Below are 15,913 nucleotides of genomic sequence, written 5' to 3' on the forward strand. Positions count from 1 at the left end.
AATGACCAAAGGGAGGCAGATCAAGAAAGCGCCGCCCAGCCGGACCGTAAAGGTTCGCGCAGGCGGCGCTTTTTTTGTATATAAAAATTTTGGGATTTGCGAAAGTCCCGCAAAGGATTGGAATGTACTCGAAGCAAAACCGTTTTGCCATCCCTCGATACAAAAATCGTTACCGCAGCGGTTACGCGCCGCTCGGCACCCGCTCTACGCACTCGGGCGTATCGTTTTTAACCGAATTGACCGTCTTTGTGACCGGATAGGCCTCCATTTCCTCGGCAGGAAAAGGTACGAGCAGCTTCTGCAGGGCGCTTAAGTCCTTCTGCCCGCGGTCCAGCCAGGCCATTTCATCCTCCGGACGCAAAATGACGGGCATCCGGTCATGAATCGGCGCCATCAGCGCATTGGGTCCGGAAGTGATGACCGTGCAGGTGCTCAGCTTGCTGCCGTCTTCCTGCAGCCAGGTGTCGTACAAGCCGGCCATGCTGAAGATTCCCCCGCCCCGGAGGGTCATCCGGTAAGGGATTTTTCCGCTGTCGGTCTTCATCCATTCATAAAATCCGTCGGCCGGGATCAGGCACCGCTTCCTCGCAAAAGGCAGCTTGTAGGCCGGCTTGTCCGCCAACGTTTCGCTTCTGGCGTTGATCATCTTGCTCCCGATGCTGCTGTCCTTGGCCCAGGACGGGACCAGCCCCCATTTGAGCTGCCCGGCGCGAAGGCTGTTTCCGTCATGTATGACGGCCAGTACGTTCTGCGTTGGAGCGATATTGTAACGGGGATGAAAGTTAAGCGCAAGCTCCAGCTCATAGCGCAGCATCAATTCCTCCATCGACACGGTCAGTGTATAACGGCCGCACATCATGCATACCCCCCTTTTGGAATGATCGTGATGTAACCAGTGTACCGCGGGATGCCGGTTTACGCCACCCTGCTTGCCAGCAGACACGGGAGGGCTGTAAAAAAATACATTTGCATAACGAACATGTGTTTGGTATATAATACGAATATACGTTCGCTTACCGGATGGTCATGCTTCGCGAAAGGGAAGCGGCCCCGGATCTTTTTTCCGACAAGCGGCCTTTAGGGAGCTTCACGGAGCTGCCTGGAGCTGCCCGGCCCAAACCGGTTTAACGAAATGCCAAAGTGGATGTGGAGGGTGTGTGCGCTTGAGCAGATCAAAGGAGAGAATTATATTTTTGGCCGATTGTCAGAGCTTTTATGCAAGCGTAGAGAAGGCGGATCATCCGGAGTACAAAGACAGGCCGCTCGCCGTTGCCGGAGATCCGATGCGCAGATCGGGCATCATTCTGGCCGCCTGCCCGATCGCCAAGAGCTTTGGGGTATCCACTGCGGAGCGGCTGGGGGAGGCACTCCAGAAATGCCCGGATCTCGTTATTATGCGCCCAAGGATGCAGCATTATATCGATGTTTCGCTCCAGATTACCCGGATTTACGAGGAATATACCGATCTGGTCGAAATATTCAGCATCGACGAGCAGTTTCTGGACGTTACCGGCAGCCTGGCCCTCTTCGGCGATCCTGAGAGCATTGCGAAGTCGATCCAGCAGAAGGTGTTGGAAGAGACGGGAGTATGGGTGCGGGTCGGCATCAGCTCGAACAAAATTTTGGCAAAAATCGCCACCGACATTTGGGCGAAGAAGAACAAAGAGGGCATTTTTATACTGCCCAAGTCCGAAATCGGGGAGAAGCTTTGGCCGCAGCCGGTCCATAAAATGTTTGGGGTGGGCTCGCGCATGACGGCCCATTTTGCCAAACTGGGCATGACGACCATCGGGGATGTGGCGAGGACGCCTCTTCCCCAGCTGAAGGATAAATTCCGCGCGCGCTTCGGGAAGCAGTCGGATATCCAGGCCGAAGTGATGTGGCGCACGGCCAACGGCATGGACGACAGCAAGGTGACTCCGGAAACGTTTGACAAGCCGCCCAAATCGGTCGGGCATATGATGACGCTGCCCCGGGACTATGCGATCCCCAAGGAGGTCGACACGATCCTGCTGGAGCTTACGGAAGAAGTATGCCGCGACTGCCGCCGGAAGGGATACATGGGCTCCGTCGTCACGGTCAGCTGCATGTGCAGCCCTTATGACGCGCCGACAGGCTTTTCCCGGCAGATGAAGATGCCCGATCCCACGAACAACACGAACAAGGTGTATGAAACCGTAAAATCGATTTTTTATAAGCATTGGGACCGCATGCCCGTCAGGCGTGCCGGAGTCATGCTGAGCGAGCTGAGCGATGACCGGAATTATCAGCTGACGCTGTTTGAAGACCAGGAGCGGCTGCGGGCTCTGGAAAAGGCGACGGACCATATCAAGCAGCGGTACGGAAGTATGGCGATCGTAAGAGCCTCATCCCTTACGGGCGCCGGCCAGGCGGAGGAGCGGTCCATGAAAATCGGGGGGCATTATAAATGAGCAAGAAGCTTGAGAATAACGGAATTTGGGAATCCAGCCGCATGATGCTGCCCCAGCACCGGGAAGAACTGCTGAAGCGGCGCTCGCAGCAGCCGGAGGAGCACCGGCCGCCCCGCAGGGAGGATTTGGAGCTGATGCGGGATTCGATCCTGCTTCCGGTCATGATATCGATTGTGAAGAAACGGATCCAGGCGATCGAAGCGTCGGGCGAAGCCTTGAAACACCTCTATTCCAAGGTGGCTCAGGTCCTGCTGCAGGACATCCAGAAGGAGTTGTCCAAGGTGGAGCAAACGATGCTCGACCAGCGCATCGGTTTGACCCAGGAGGGAAAGGACACCCAGATGATTTGGTACCGGTATACGTTTCATGGATACGAGGATACCTTCACGATCACGCGGGATTATATGCGCACCGAGGTCAGCGTAAGAATCGGGCGGTACTCGGACCGGCTGATTACGGCGTTGTATGCCCGTTTGCAGGATCATAAGCAGAAATAACTTAAGTAAGCCCGTTGTCTTGCCTGGGGGACAACGGGTTTTTTGGCCGTGTCGATCCAAGGCGAAGTCAGGTCCGGCGGACATACAGGCCGCTGGGCCGTGACACCGTATGCGAAGCGGGGCAAAGCGCCCTCAGCAGAAATTACCAGGTTCAGCTGCAGAGAAGTGGGGTAGGTATGGTAGTGGAACGCTCAAGAATGGGATGGGACTCATTTCTTATTTTGGAAATCGGGGGGATCATATGTTTTGCGATTCGACGGGGAAAAGGCCGACAATGGTAAATTTCAACAAATTACGATTTCAAAAAAAGCCCCCCCGGCGATTGATTTTTGAAAAACCTGCCCGATGATCCTAGTTAAAAAGGAGCGGGGGCACAGGGAGGAAGGACCACAAAAATGGACGAAAAGTCTGGTAATCGAAATCCAGTAAATGGAATGATTTGGCGAAAAAAGACGGGAGGTCCCATCCAGGACCACGTTCTTATTTTTTGATTATTACATAAATTGGTAAACGTTGATGTGGCGCGGTTTTTCGCTGTCGCTTTATCGGACTATGGTATCAATTTTGTAATCTTTATGGATAAAGCTGTTAAAAGGACCACAACTTTAGCAATTTCAAGGCGTATAAATGTCCAGTCAACCTTTCCGCTCAAGGCCTGGTTTACGTTTCTTTGTCATTTGCATAGGGGTCAGCTGACAGGGGTTGGCGGGTCTCGGTGGTCCGCACAAGGGAGTGGGGGGCTAGGTCGACGGGGTGGGAAATTTCCAACTACTAGCCTAGTTTACAGAACGGTGGCGAATAGTTAAAAATTAGATTTAGGCGAAGGCAAAGCCCCGGACCGATGAGGCAGAAATCGAAAACGAGGTGGGAACGAAGAGGCGATGATCAGACGTAAAACACTATTCATTTGGATCACGGCGGCTGCGGTTCTCATAGCCGGAGGCGGGGCGGCGGGACTGATGTTTAAGAACCCGACGGCCGCGGCCTACAAGGATCAGGATGGTACAAGATTCACGTTTAAAACCCAGGGGGACCGTTTCCTGAAGTACGAGAAGGACGGGACATGGAAAGAAATATTCGTTAAAGGCGTTAACCTAGGCGCCACGGTACCGGGACATTTTCCGGGAGAACTTCCGGCGACCGAGGAGGATTATCTGCGCTGGTTTAAAGAGATTGACGACATGGGCGCCAACGTCATACGGGTCTATACGATTCATCAGCCCGTGTTCTATCAGGCTCTCGTCAAGTACAACAAAGACAAGGGGGACGACCCTCTGTATTTTATGCAGGGGATCTGGTCGCCCGAAGAGCAGCTGATTGAGCAGCAGGACGCCTATTCGGAGGATATTACGAAGCAGTTCAAAGAGGAAATCAAGAATGCGGTGGCCGCGGTATATGGCGACGTCACGATTCCGCAGAAGCAGGGCTCGGCCAGCGGGGTGTACAAAGCGAATGCCGGCAAGTACCTGATGGGATGGCATCTTGGAACCGAATGGGATCCAGGCATGGTCAAAAATACGAACAAGGTGCACAGCGACGTGAAAGCCTATCAGGGCAAATATTTTTCGGGCACGGAGGACGCGGCTCCGTTCGAAAACTGGCTGGCCAGCTTACTTGACTATACGGCCGAGCAGGAGGAGCATTACGGTTGGGAGCATCCCGTGACTTTCACCAACTGGGTCACGACCGATGTGCTCAGCCACCCTGGCGAACCGCTGTTTGAGGAAGACATGGTCAGCGTTGATGCCCGGCATGTTCAGCCTACAGGCTGGAAGGGCGGTTATTTCGCCGCCTATCACGCCTATCCGTATTATCCGGACTTTTTCCGGACGGATTCGACGCTTCAGACGGTCAAGGACGACCAAGGGAACTATAATACCTACAAAGCTTATCTCCATCAGCTAAAGGCCAAGTATAAGGACATGCCGCTGATGGTCACAGAGTACGGTGTTCCTTCCTCTGTCGGCGTGTCTCATTTTGGCGCCGGTGGGCGCGACCAGGGCGGTCACAACGAGAAGGAGCAGGGAGAGATCGATGCTTCCCTGACCAAGGACATTTACGACGAAGGCTACTCTGGCGCCATCCTGTTCATGTGGCAGGACGAATGGTTCAAGAAGACTTGGAACACAATGCCGATGGAGCTTCCCGAAGACAGGAGGGCCTCTTGGATCAACGTCCTGACCAATGAAAAGATGTTCGGCCTGCTCAGCATGCTGCCGGGCAAAGAGAAGCTGATTACGATTGACGGCAATCTCACCGACTGGGACAGGCTCCCGGAAGGGGAAGTACAGCACTGGCAGGGCAAAATTCCGGGTGTCCAGGATATGAAAATTACGCATGATGAGGGCTATCTGTACATCGGCTTGAAGCTCGATCATCCATTTGATCCGGCGAAGTCGAAGCTTTACATCGGCGCCGACACGATCACTGGCGGCAACCAGCCGTCCGCGACGCAGCTTCCCGGCAGGAAGCTGGAGGGCGGAGCGCCCGAGGCGCTGATCGAAATCGGCAAGGACGACGAGTCCCAGGTGGAAATCGCGGCGGATTATGATTTTCACCAGCGGCTGTACGGCAAAGAGGGCTATTGGATGCTGCCCGAAGCCGAGGCCAAAAACACGTCGCCGTTCCATCCGTGGAAGCTGGCAATCAGCCTGCTCATGAATCCGCCGGATACGCGCTACTCGCATCCGTTCGTCGACAAGACGATAGGCACGCTGAAGAGGGGGACGACGGACCGCAGCAAGGAGACGTTCGACTCGCTGACTTCTTGGCAGTACAGCGGTGATTCGATAGAGATGCGAATTCCGTGGATGCTGCTGGGCTTTTCGGATCCGAGCTCCTTACAAGTCATCGACTACGGTCCGCTAAAGGAACGGAAGTCCTTCGGCACGACCACAACCGACGGGATTCGGCTTATTCCGTGGATCGTCCAGCGTGACGGAAGCGGCGTGTCCTGGCCTGGAGGAGACCAGAAGACGCTGAATGTGCAGAGCCTGCCGCTTTATACCTGGAAGCAGTGGGACACGGTGCAGTACAGCGAACAACTGAAGCAGAGCTATTACATCATGAAGGATGCTTATACGAAAATGTCTGGCCCTAAAGAGAAAAAGGAGTAGGAGAATTAACTTTCTAAAAAGGAGGAACCTGCTAACATGTTTCATTTAACCGTTGCCTATATTTTCATCTACGTATGCCTCGGCTTGATTGCCCTTGGGATCCTGATGTTGTTCCAGATGAAAATATCGCATAACCGGGAACTGCGGAACCGTGAAACGTATGCGAAGAAGCACCATGACTACTTTGTGTATGTTCAGGCCCATCTGCAGGATGATGTCGAATTGAGGCTTCCGCCCGGCAAGCTGAAGAAGCTTGAGAAGAGAGTGATTCAGGATAAATTCATCGAGTGGATCGAGCAGTTTAAAGGGGACTACCGCCTCAAGCTGATCGAGCTGTGCCGGGAGGCTGGCTTTGTGGAGGAGGACCTGAAAGCTCTCCGCAGCATCCGGTACGGCCGGAGGCTGGAGGCAGCCTACCACTTGGGAGGCATGCGCGCGCCAGAGGCGGTGCCGCTGCTGCAGAACACTCTGCAAAAACGCAAATACAGCTCGCTGTCGATCGTTCTTGCCCGCTCTATTGCAAAAGCGGCGGATAGCAGCGAGGATCTGCTCCACATGCTGCGTACCCTCTTGTCCCATGGCAAGCCGATCCATAACCTGGCGGCGGACATTATGCTGGAGACGGGCCTGGATTCGAGTGCGATTCTGCTGAAGCTGCTGAACGACTCCGATTCCGCGCTGGTCAAGGTGGGATTGGTGGCCATGTGGGGGCAAGCCGTGCCGGAAGTCATGCCGGTTCTGGGACGCTTGGTCGGTGCGGAAGAGAAGGATGTCCGCGCCGAAGCGGTCAAGCTGTACCTCACCACGAATCCGGCGCTCAAGGACGATACGATCGCCCAGCTTATGAGCGACCGCAGCTGGGAGGTTCGGGCCGAAGCGGCCAAAGCGCTCGGCCAGCTGCACGCCGCAGGCAGCATTCCGCTGCTGACCGATGCGCTCCGCGATTCCAGCTGGAAGGTGCGCTATAACAGCGCCGAGAGCTTGGCACAGCTGGGAGAAGCCGGCTTTGAGGCACTATGCCAGGCTGCGCTGACCGGCGCCGGCATCCAGCGCGAGGCTGCGCTGCACCGGATCGAGCTGGTGATGGAAAAAGAGCGCGAGCACAGTGCGATCGAACAAATGGTGGCTTACAACAAAAAACGGCTTTTGTACGACCGGTATTTCGGCGTGAAGCAGCCGACCAAACGGGTTGGCGGGGTAGCCGCAGTAGGAGGGGATTACTCTGCTTAGAGACATACTTTTGTATTACGGCATGGTGGCCGTGTATTACGTTATGATCGTCAACGTTTTGTACTTTACCATTATGGCTTTATCGTACCGCAACATCGGGACAATCTCCCGAAGGTCCAAATATTCCAATTACAATACGCTGTCCGGTTCGGAGCTGGTGCCGCCGGTATCGCTGCTGGTGCCGGCCTTCAATGAGGAACTGACCATCAGCGAGAACGTCAACTGCTTGCTGACGCTCAACTATCCGACCTATGAGGTCATCGTCATTAACGACGGATCCAACGACAATACGGTGGATGTGCTCATCAAGGAATTCCGGCTGAAAAAAATGACGAATCCGGAGTTCCGGGGGACGATCGACACGCAGGAAGTGCGCGGTGTTTACCATAATCCCGATTATCCCTCTCTGTTTGTAATAGATAAGGAAAACGGCGGCAAAGCCGACTCGCTGAATGCCGGCATCAACCTATCGCACTATCCGCTGATCTCTTCCATCGACGCGGACTCGCTGCTGGAGAAGGACGCCCTGATCCGCATGGCCCGCATGTACATGGAGAACCCGGAGGAAATGGTGGCGATCGGCGGCGACGTGCGCATTGCCAACGGCTGTCTGATCGAGAACGGCGCGGTGCAAAAAGTATCGCTGCCGCGGAAGATCTGGCCGATGTTCCAGTCCATCGAGTATATGAAAGCCTTCCTGGGCGGACGGATCGGCTGGAGCCAAATGAACGGTCTGATCATCGTCTCGGGCGCATTCGGACTGTTCCGCAAGGACTATGTCATTGCCGTCGGCGGTTACCGCGGCGGTTATCCGGGAGAAGACATGAACATCATCATCAAGCTTCACCGGTATATGCTCAGCCATAAAATTCCGTACAAGGTGGCCTTTTGCCCCGAAGCGGTCTGCTGGACGCAGGCACCGGATACTTACAAGATCATCTCCAACCAGCGTAAGCGCTGGGGGCGGGGGAATCTGAAGAACATGATCGAGAACCGCGGAATGCTGTTCAATCCGAAGTACAAGGTCATGGGTATGATCACGATGCCTTACAACGTCCTGTTTGAAACGTTAAACCCTTATTTTAGAATCACGGGCCTATTGGCTCTGGTAGGATATACGCTGCTGGACATGACTCACTGGCGCATTCTGTTGACTTTCTTTCTGCTGAATTTCCTGAGCGGCTATCTGCTCAGTGTTGGTGCCATCATCCTGGAGGAAATTGCCTTCCGGCGATACAAGAAATTGTCCGACCTTTGGAAAATGCTGCTGTTCTCCGCGCTGAAGTTTTTCGGATACCATCAGCTCGGCGTGCTGTGGCGCGTCCAAGGACATATCCAGTATCTCCAGAACAATAACTCCTGGGGAACGATGACCCGGCAGAGCTGGAGCGAAGAAAGCAAAACCGCCTGATGGGCCCCGATTCGAAAGATTTATACCATTTGAGAGAGGTGGGAGTGGATTATGCCGCAAACCGTAACTTTACAGAGAGAACAGACGACCGATGTGTACCACCATCTGGGAGAGCGTTTGAAGGAAACGTCGCTGGACATCTGCGGAATGATGTTCCTGTACAGCAATGCGAACCCTCCGCAGCTGGAAGAACGGGTTCGGGAGATTTTGCAGCATGGTTCCGGGCTCGACGACTATGAGGTGCTGAAGGATGCGCAAACCCGGACGCTGGCGATTCTGCTGCCGGGTCTTACGCTGGATGCGGCCCATTACCAGGCGCTGCTGCTGAAGCAGCAGCTGCAGGAGACGGTGAAGGATGCTGACCCGCGGATTACGCTGGCCGTATTCCCGGGACAGGTCGAACCTACACCTGGCGTTCTCAAACAGATGGCTGAGTCCACGAAGCTCAGCACATCGTCCGATATCCATATATTTACGAAAGAGGAGGCCGCGGAAGAGGCCGGAAGAATTCTGATCGTCGACAATGACGCTACCGTCCGCGAGTTTCTCGAAATTCGACTGAAAATGCAGGGGTACGAGACGCTGGCCGCCCATGACGGCACGTCCGCCCTAGAGCTCATCGAGAAATGGGAGCCGGATCTGGTGCTGACGGAGCTCAACCTTTACGGGATTGACGGACTGCCGTTCATTCACCAAATTCAGCAGCTGCCGGTCGACAACACGCCGAAAATCGTCGTGCTGACCGAACAGCGTGTAGAGCAGACAATCAGCCAGTGCTTTAAACACGGAGTAGATGACTATGTGACCAAGCCTTTCTCTCCGGTAGAGCTGGATGCCCGTATACATCGTTGCTTTCACTAAATCATCCGCTTTTCTTGAGCGTTACTTAGCAGCAGACCAAAACTTACATCTAATGGAGGTTGAGTGCTTGTGAATCACGAATATCAGCAATTATTGGAAGGCATTAAAAACAAAAAAGCCGTACTGGGCGTAGTAGGATTAGGATACGTAGGACTTCCGCTGGCCGTAGAAATGGTCAAGCAGGGCTTTACCGTTATCGGCGTCGACGTGGATCCTGGGAAAATCGATAAAATCTATCAAGGCGAATCCTATATTACCGACATCTCTTCGGAAGATCTGGCCGCGGTCGTGGCGAGCGGACGCTTCAAGCCGACGACGGACTACAGTATGATTGCTGTCATCGACGCGCTTAGCATTTGCGTGCCGACGCCGCTCAGCGAGAACCAGGATCCGGATACGTCCTACATTACGAGCGTCGTGGATCAAATCAAGCTGCACATGAAAAAAGGCATGCTGATTACCCTGGAAAGCACCACTTACCCGGGGACGACCGAAGAGCTCATCCAGACGGAAATCGAAGCGCTTGGCTACAAGGTGGGCGAGGACTTCTTCCTCTGCTTTTCTCCAGAGCGGGTTGACCCTTCCAATGTGCGTTTTAATACCTTCAATACGCCAAAAGTCATCGGCGGTACGACCGAGGCGTGCCTGGAGCTGGGAACGGCGCTATACTCCCAGTATGTGCAGACTGTGGTGCCTGTCACTTCGCCGAAAGTTGCCGAAATGTCCAAACTGCTGGAAAACACGTTCCGCAGCGTAAACATCGCCTTTATCAACGAAATGGCCATGATGTGCGACCGCATGGGCATCGACATTTGGGAGGTCATCGACGCGGCGGCGACCAAGCCGTTCGGCTTCATGCCGTTCTATCCGGGTCCTGGCATCGGCGGACACTGCATTCCGCTCGATCCGATGTACCTGTCGTGGAAAGCGAAAGGCTTCCGCTTCTACAGCAAGTTTATCGAGTTGGCACAGTCGACCAACGACAACATGCCATATTACGTCATCGGCAAGACGTCGACGATTCTGAACGAATACGCGAAGTCCATCAAGAAATCGTCGATTCTCATCCTCGGCATGGCTTACAAGCCGGACATCAGCGACCTGCGTGAATCTCCGGGGCTTGAAGTCTACGAGCTTTTCAAAGAGAACGGCGCGAACGTGGAATACTACGATCCGTACGCTGTCAACTTCCGCGACAAAAACGGCGAGACCGTTCACAGCGTAGCCTACGATTCGGCGCAGTTTAAAAAATACGACTGCATGGTGCTGATCACCAACCACAGCGGACTCGACTACGGTGAAATCGCTGCGATGGGCGTGCCGATCATCGATACGCGCAATGCGTTCAAAAACTACAACCTGCCTCATATTTATAAAATCGGACATTCGGTGCAGCACGTGGAAGAGCCGGATGTGGCCTTAATCGTATAATAAAGGAGGGGATGGTTTGGGAGAGCTGCTCAAAAAAGCGAAAATCCCGGCGATCCTAGTCATCTGCGGCTTGCTGCTCCTGCCTCTCCTGCTAAAATCGTCAACTATGGAAGATCAAAAAGCGACCTGGCTGTGGGATACCGAACTGATCAAGGATCCCGGCAAAATTATAGCATTCTGCAGGGAGCAAAACGTAGGCACGATCTTCCTTCAGGTTCAGAAAAAAGTAAGCGATGAGGACTACCGCCGCTTTATTGCGGCAGCCTATGAGGAAGGCATTGCCGTGCACGCGCTGGACGGGCAGCCTGATTGGGCCTATGAGCGCCAGCGCAGGCAGGCGGATCAATTTCTGCAGTGGGTGGTTGACTATAATGCCAAGGCAGCCCCAAGCGAGAAATTTGCCGGCATCCAGCTGGATGTGGAGCCCTATCAGTTAAGACGCTGGGAGAGGGATCAGGACGGCGTAGTCCGCGAATGGAGCAGCAATGTGGAGAAATGGGTAGACCAGGGCAAGGAGAATGGCCTGTACATGAGTGCGGCCGTTCCCTTCTGGTTGGGCAACGTTCAAGCTGCGGACGGCAGCGGGAACCTGAGCCGGTGGATGATCAGCCAGTTTGATGCCGTCGCCGTCATGTCGTACCGGGACAGTGGACGGAAGATTTACGATTTGGCCCGCGAGCAGTTGGATGAAGCGGACCAGCTCGGTAAATCGGTATGGATCGGCATGGAGCTGGGCGACACCGAAGAAGGCTCGCACATCACGTTTTTTGGCAAGGCCGTGCCCGTGATGGAGGAAGAGATGAAGTCTGTGAACAGTCTGGGCGACAGCCATCCTTCCTTTGCCGGCCTGGCGGTACACCATTATGAAATCTGGCAGGACAAAGTCGCTTCGGCGGCCTCGGACCAGAAGCCCGAGAAGTCCGATCAGTAAGTTGAATATTAAATCAGGCGTGCGAAGTGGGGAACCATTCGCACGCCTTTTTTCGCTTGGATGAAATTTATAGCTTCCGGGGTTCGCGCTTAGCAGATGAATGCGCATCGAAGCAAAAGCCCCGCGCTGCGGGGGATTTGCTGTCAGGCATCCGGCAGCCGGATGCCGAGATAACGGCTGAGGACCAGGCCCGATTCCGCCTGTACGTACGTCCAGAGCATGGCGAACCGCCGCTGGTATCCGCGGCACAGGTATGACGCCTCAATGCCCTTGACGGTCCGGGTCTCCTCGTAGACCCGAATGCCGCTGGCCTTCATCTCGCGGCGGATCGACGTCAAGTTCACCATGACCTGGTCCTGGATGGATGACAAGGCCTGGATATACAGCTTTGACATCTTCAGCGGGACGGTGCCCATCAGGCGGACGTCCTGCTCCAGCGCATCCAGCAAAACCACGTGCAGCAGATAGGCTTTGACCAGACGGCTGTCTTCTTCCGAGGGGACCGGAGGAGAGAGGGATGCTTTCATGAGGCATGGCACTTCCTTGCAGACAGTATAGGAACATATGTTCTAATTATACTCATGTTAAGGCAAAAGTATTCGGGAAGGCAATAACGAATTTATGGAAGCGTGCAGGACTTCGGCCTGAACGGACGATTTTGGTATAATACAAAGAGAAACGTCTATCGACGTACTCATAAGAGACACCGCAGCCGGCGGAATTTTATTATGCGAAGACGCCTAAGTTATGTTGGGTGAAAACGGCACTGAACAAACAGAAGATGGAATAGCGGAACTTTGGGTTGGAGGAAAGAAACATGTTTTTGAACAAAGGAGAAATATTATTCAGACAGGGGGACAGCGGGGAATTTCTGTACCATATCAAGAGCGGCTTGTTCAAGGTAACGAGGCTTCACAAAAATGGGAACAGCGTGCTATTTAACGTGCTTTATCCGGGGGAAACGGTGCCTCACCATTCCTTGATCACCCCGAAGGACATTCACGGAACGGCAACGGCGCTGATGCGCGGCGAGGTCGAAAAAATTCCGGCGGAGGAGTGGTATCGCGAGCTGCGCGAGCATCCGGAAAAAGCGCTCGAAATCGCCCTTCTGCTGCAGGAGAAAGTGCGCTTTATGCAGCAGCGGATCGATCACCTTACGGTTGGGACCCCGGCGGAACGGCTGGCGCTGCTGACCGATTGGCTGAACAGCTACGCCCACGGCATCCACTTTACCGAGCTGCTGACCCAGGAGGAGATCGGCCAATTGATCGGAGTGCGCAGGGAAACGATCAACCGGCTGCTGCGGGGACACTAAATCGGCGGAATGGGTATAAAACTGCCAAACCGTCAGACCGTCCGATAATGAGAAAAAGGGGCAGCCCCCAGGTCCAGAGAACCTGAAGGGGCAGCCCCTTTGTACTTTAAGCAAATTAATTGGTCAGCGAAGGCATTGGCCTATCATCCGAGTTAACCCGCCGGCCAGATCAATTAGTCGAGCTGACCAGCCGGACCGAAAAACTCGTAATGAATCCGCTCCGCAGGGATTCCCAGCTCTTTAAGTGCGCCGTAGACCGTGCGCATGAACGGTACCGGGCCGCAGAAGTAAAAATCGGCGTTTGTATCGACGATCTGCTGCAGCCAAGCGGTGTCGATATACCCGGTTTTATGGCAGCTGTCCCCCTCAAGCGGCGACTCATAGCAGAGGTAGGAGGACATTTGCGGATGGGTCGCGGCAAGCTCGGTGATATGCTCCTTCATAGCATGATGGCTTCCGTTCACGGCGGCATGAACATAAGTCACTTTACGGGATGGCTGTTCTTTCAGCAGCGTCTCCAGCATGCTGACCATCGGCGTGAGGCCGACTCCACCGCTGATCAGGACGACAGGAATGTCTTGGCTCTGATCCAGCGTAAACGTGCCCGCCGGTGCGCTGATTTCAAGAACGCTGCCCTCTTGTGCGTGCTCATGCAAATAATTGGAGACGACGCCTGCCGGTTTGCCTGGCGCGGCATCCTCGCGGCGCACCGAAATCCGGTAGGAAGAACCGCCCGGCATGGCGGACAAGCTGTAGTGGCGGATCTGCGTATACGGCTGGCCTTCAGGCTGGACGCGGACCGTGATGTATTGTCCTGGCAAATAAGAGGCGATCGCTCCGCCGTCCTGCGGTTTTAAATAGAAGGAAGTAATTACTTCACTTTCTTTCACTCTTCGCTCCACGACGAATGGGCGGAAACCTGACCAGCCTCCTGGCGCGTCTGCGGCTTCTTGGTACATTTCCGCTTCCACGCTGATAAATGCGTCAGCGATGACGCCGTAAGCCTCTTTCCAGGCTTCGAGGATTTCCGGCGTGGCTGCATCGCCAAGCACTTCCTTGATGGCGCCGAGCAAATATTGTCCGACGATTGGATAATGTTCAGGCTTGATTTGCAGCGCCCGGTGTTTCTGCCCGATTTGCTTGACGGCCGGAATGATATCCTCAAGGTGATCGATATGGGCAGCGGCGGCATAGACGGCACCTGCCAGGGCGGCCGACTGCCGTCCTTGGCGCTGATTGGCATGGTTGAATATGTTCAGCAGCTCCGGATGATCCTTGAAGAGACTGTTATAAAAAACGGATGTAATGGACTGTCCGTGTACTTCCAGTACCGGAACGGTCGATTTGATCGTATCAATGGTTTGTTGGCTCAGCATAAAGGATTCCTTCTTTCAACGTTTATATTTAACGATTTCATAAGTTAAGTATAGGAAAGCCGTTCACCCTTTATTGTGATTTCAGTCACATAAATAATTGACATTGTGTGAATTCGAATTTGCGAGCCTGACACATGATCCGAACGAAAAGAGCATAGGATATGTCACGGTATCACGGTGTCATTCCTGAAATCTGAACGACAGCGCCTGCGGCACACGAGCCTTTTTTAATGCATTATCCGCAGCAAGCTGTTTAGCAGGCAGTGCAGCTGTGGTATAATAAGTATAGAAGTTATCAACTAATGAAAGGATCAGGATACCATGTGTCCCCGAAGGAACATTCCCCAAAGGACGATTTGGAAACGTTATGATCTCTCTTACACTTAGCTTCCATCGTAGAGAACAAGCGCCCGGATATTGGGTTGTGACAAACTTCTCGCGAAAGAAGGAAGCTTAAGATGCGAAGGACTCGGTCCTACAGGTTTCTTCCCGCGGAAGTTAGTCGCGTCCCTGACCAACTAACTACGATGAGGGGTAACCTGTATGAGGAAGAAAGACCATGTAATTTCAACGCTTCGACCAATCGCTATTATGATGTTAGGTACTTTTTTGCTGGCTTTTACGTATTATCACATTAATTTTCAGAATCATCTGTCCGAGGGCGGCTTCGTTGGCCTGTCGCTGCTCGGCAAATACGTATTCGGATTTAACCCGGCAGTAACCGTGCTGATCCTGGACATTCCGGTGATCCTGGTTGCGCTGCTGCTGAATGGACGCAAATTTATTGTGAACACGCTTGTTGCGACCGTTTCGTTTTCCGTTTTTTACGATCTGATGGAACGTTACTCTGCGCTTGTCATCGATCTTCGCGGCAACCTGCTGCTGGCAGCGCTGCTGTCCGGAGTCTTGTCCGGCTTTGCCACCGGACTGGTCCTGCGGTTCGGAGGAGCAACGGGCGGCGATGACATCGTGTCCCTGCTGATCAGCCGCTTGACCGGCCTTAAAGTCGGCACCGTTTTTATTCTGCTCGATGCGGCCGTCCTGCTGCTTTCCCTGTTCTACCTGCCTTTGCAGGAAACGTTGTTTACGATTTTGGCCGTAAGCATTGCAGGGAAAATGATTACCTATACGGTCTCGTTTCGTGCGCATCGCACCTCGCCCGCAGCGGGAGATGCCGCACCTACAATGACCGCCGGTCAGAAACAGCCTGCAGCCAAACCCGTTCACAAAGTTCGGAGTGTCCACTGATAGATAACCGCCTGGTTCCTAAGGGAATCAGGCGGTTTGCTGTTTGCGGCCGGGCGGGGGACATC

General features: G+C 54.0%; 13 protein-coding genes. 10 read left to right on the plus strand and 3 right to left on the minus strand.

Going from position 1 to position 15,913, the window contains the following annotated elements; translation table 11 throughout:
• Nucleotides 1-181 precede the first annotated feature (181 nt).
• Nucleotides 182-856: an SOS response-associated peptidase gene (locus CJP46_RS27865; RefSeq protein WP_094598881.1), complete on the minus strand. Its 675-nt coding sequence runs from the start codon at nt 854-856 to the stop codon at nt 182-184.
• A gap of 307 nt (nt 857-1,163) precedes the next feature.
• Here CJP46_RS27865 and CJP46_RS27870 point away from each other — a divergent pair, with 307 nt between their 5' ends.
• The 8 genes from CJP46_RS27870 to CJP46_RS27905 all read left to right on the plus strand — a co-directional run bounded on the left by CJP46_RS27870 (nt 1,164) and on the right by CJP46_RS27905 (nt 11,909).
• Nucleotides 1,164-2,432, plus strand: a complete 1,269-nt coding sequence (locus CJP46_RS27870; RefSeq protein ID WP_094598882.1) for a DNA polymerase IV — start codon at nt 1,164-1,166, stop codon at nt 2,430-2,432.
• Complete coding sequence (locus CJP46_RS27875) at nt 2,429-2,929, plus strand: YhjD family protein (RefSeq protein ID WP_094598883.1); 501 nt, start codon at nt 2,429-2,431, stop codon at nt 2,927-2,929. The genes CJP46_RS27870 and CJP46_RS27875 overlap by 4 nt, the downstream gene beginning before the upstream one ends.
• A gap of 881 nt (nt 2,930-3,810) precedes the next feature.
• Complete coding sequence (locus CJP46_RS27880; protein ID WP_179281359.1) at nt 3,811-6,045, plus strand: hypothetical protein; 2,235 nt, start codon at nt 3,811-3,813, stop codon at nt 6,043-6,045.
• 36 nt (nt 6,046-6,081) lie between these two features.
• On the plus strand, nt 6,082-7,275 hold the full coding sequence (locus CJP46_RS27885; protein ID WP_094598884.1) for a HEAT repeat domain-containing protein: 1,194 nt from the start codon (nt 6,082-6,084) through the stop codon (nt 7,273-7,275).
• Nucleotides 7,276-7,318: 43 nt separating this feature from the next.
• Nucleotides 7,319-8,686: a glycosyltransferase family 2 protein gene (locus CJP46_RS27890; protein WP_179281363.1), complete on the plus strand. Its 1,368-nt coding sequence runs from the start codon at nt 7,319-7,321 to the stop codon at nt 8,684-8,686.
• 51 nt (nt 8,687-8,737) lie between these two features.
• Nucleotides 8,738-9,547, plus strand: a complete 810-nt coding sequence (locus CJP46_RS27895) for a response regulator (RefSeq protein ID WP_094598885.1) — start codon at nt 8,738-8,740, stop codon at nt 9,545-9,547.
• 69 nt (nt 9,548-9,616) lie between these two features.
• Nucleotides 9,617-10,978 (plus strand): nucleotide sugar dehydrogenase, encoded by a 1,362-nt coding sequence (locus CJP46_RS27900; protein ID WP_094598886.1) that lies wholly within the window; start codon nt 9,617-9,619, stop codon nt 10,976-10,978.
• Nucleotides 10,979-10,994: 16 nt separating this feature from the next.
• Entirely contained in the window at nt 10,995-11,909 is a 915-nt protein-coding gene (locus CJP46_RS27905) for a hypothetical protein (RefSeq protein WP_094598887.1), read from the plus strand.
• Between the two features lie 143 nt (nt 11,910-12,052).
• On the opposite strand, the gene CJP46_RS27910 is transcribed toward CJP46_RS27905, so the two are convergent.
• Nucleotides 12,053-12,436, minus strand: a complete 384-nt coding sequence (locus CJP46_RS27910; protein ID WP_094598888.1) for a YhjD family protein — start codon at nt 12,434-12,436, stop codon at nt 12,053-12,055.
• Between the two features lie 290 nt (nt 12,437-12,726).
• Between CJP46_RS27910 and CJP46_RS27915 the strand changes: the two genes are divergently transcribed.
• A complete protein-coding gene (locus CJP46_RS27915) occupies nt 12,727-13,224 on the plus strand; it encodes a Crp/Fnr family transcriptional regulator (protein ID WP_094598889.1) in 498 nt (165 codons plus the stop codon).
• A gap of 173 nt (nt 13,225-13,397) precedes the next feature.
• On the opposite strand, the gene hmpA is transcribed toward CJP46_RS27915, so the two are convergent.
• Nucleotides 13,398-14,600 carry an NO-inducible flavohemoprotein gene (hmpA, locus tag CJP46_RS27920; RefSeq protein WP_094598890.1) on the minus strand — a complete coding sequence of 401 codons (1,203 nt, stop codon included), beginning with the start codon at nt 14,598-14,600 and terminating at the stop codon, nt 13,398-13,400.
• A gap of 543 nt (nt 14,601-15,143) precedes the next feature.
• Here hmpA and CJP46_RS27925 point away from each other — a divergent pair.
• Entirely contained in the window at nt 15,144-15,848 is a 705-nt protein-coding gene (locus CJP46_RS27925) for a YitT family protein (protein WP_094598891.1), read from the plus strand.
• The last annotated feature ends 65 nt before the right edge of the window (nt 15,849-15,913 follow it).

Origin of the sequence: Paenibacillus sp. XY044, assembly GCF_002257645.1 — a bacterium.
GTDB lineage: Bacteria > Bacillota > Bacilli > Paenibacillales > Paenibacillaceae > Paenibacillus_AQ.